Consider the following 1731-nt stretch of genomic DNA (forward strand, 5'->3'; position numbering starts at 1 on the left):
CCACCCGCCGCTCCTCAATCCAGCTGATCCTGACCCGCCACGAGCAGGCAGCCGCTTTCATGGCCGCCACCTATGGCAGGCTTACCGGCAAGCCGGGTGTGTGCATCACCACGCTTGGCCCGGGCGCGCTCAACCTTTCGACCGGTTCGGCCTATGCGCTGCTCGGCGCGATGCCGATGATCATGATCACCGGCCAGAAAGGCATCCTGTCATCCCGGCAGGCGCGCTTCCAGATCGTCGACATCGTCGCGGCGATGAAGCCGCTGACCAAGCTGTCGCGTCAGATCGTTTCGCCGAAGATGATCCCCTCGTTGGTTCGCGAAGCTTTCCGTGTCGCCCAGGAAGAGCGTCCCGGCCCCGTACATCTTGAATTGCCGGAAGACATTGCGGCGGCCGAGTGTGAACCGGTAGCACTCGTGCCAACGCATCCGGTCGAACTGCCGCTGGCCAGCCCGGGCGCGCTTGATCGCGCCGCCCGTATGATCATGGAAGCCAGGCGTCCGCTGCTGATGTTTGGTGCGGCGGCGTCGCGACCGCGCGTGACTCCCGATGTCGCCCAGTTCGTGCTGCGGACGCAAATTCCCTATTTCACCACGCAGATGGGCAAGGGCACCGTGCCTGGCGGCACGGAGCTCTATATGGGAACGGCAGCCCTTTCGGAGCGCGACTATGTGCACGAGGCCATCGAACAGGCCGATCTGATCATCACCGTCGGTCACGACACGGTAGAGAAGCCGCCCTTCATCATGGGGGCGAAGGGGCCGAAGGTCATTCATGTCGGCTACCATTCAGCCGATGTCGAGCAGGTCTATTTCCCGCAAGCCGAAATCGTCGGCGACCTCGGTCCTTCGCTGGCGCTGCTGGCCGACCGCATCGAGGGCAAGGTCCCCAATGCACAGGCCTTGCTGCCGCTGCGGGAAGGCATTCTGAGCCGCATCGCCGCGCGCGCCACCGAAGATCGCTTCACGCCGCAGCGCATCGTGCATGACGTGCGCGCCGTGATGCCGGCGGATGGGATTCTTGCCCTCGACAACGGCATGTACAAGATCTGGTTCGCGCGCAACTACCGCACCCGCATGGCAAACACGATCCTGCTCGACAATGCGCTGGCCACGATGGGCGCGGGCTTGCCGTCGGCGATGATGGCGGCACTGCTCTATCCGCAGCGCCGTGTCATGGCCATCTGTGGCGATGGCGGCTTCATGATGAACAGCCAGGAACTGGAGACCGCCGTCAGGCTCAAGCTCAATCTCGTCGTCCTGCTGCTCGAAGACCATGCCTATGGCATGATCCGCTGGAAGCAGGCGGTCGACGAATTTCCGGATTTCGGCATGACCTTCGGCAATCCCGACTTCGTCAGATATGCCGAGGCCTACGGAGCCAAGGGGACAAGAGTTGGCGAGATCGCCGATTTGCGGCAGGCGCTGGAACGGGCCTTCACCGGCGGCGGCGTGCACCTCGTCGTCGTGCCCATCGACTATCCCGAAAACACCAGGGTGCTTGTCGACGAATTGCGCGAGCGGCTGCCTGCGCCGCAAGCGAGCTGACGGCGGCAAAGCCGCCGTCAGGATTACCTGGAGCTGTTGCCGAAGCGCCTACAGTTTGCAGTAAGGGGTGGCCGGCGCGATCGTCCCGAAATCCTTGGCGATCTCATAGCTGATGCCGTCTGCGGCCGCCTTGCCGACATAGGAATGGCAGAGCGTGTGGTTGTTGCTGGCATCGACCCGGATC

Annotated in this window: 1 protein-coding gene; it reads left to right on the forward strand. The window is 63.5% G+C overall.

The window, feature by feature from the left end; genetic code table 11:
* Window positions 1–1547: acetolactate synthase large subunit (locus tag ENZ75_RS30955; RefSeq protein ID WP_128278589.1), on the forward strand; the 1547-nt coding region annotated here is incomplete at its 5' end.
* Window positions 1548–1731 lie beyond the last annotated feature (184 nt).

It is taken from the genome of Mesorhizobium sp. M7A.F.Ca.CA.002.04.1.1 (assembly GCF_004022805.1).
In the GTDB taxonomy this organism is placed as follows: Bacteria; Pseudomonadota; Alphaproteobacteria; order Rhizobiales; family Rhizobiaceae; genus Mesorhizobium; species Mesorhizobium ciceri.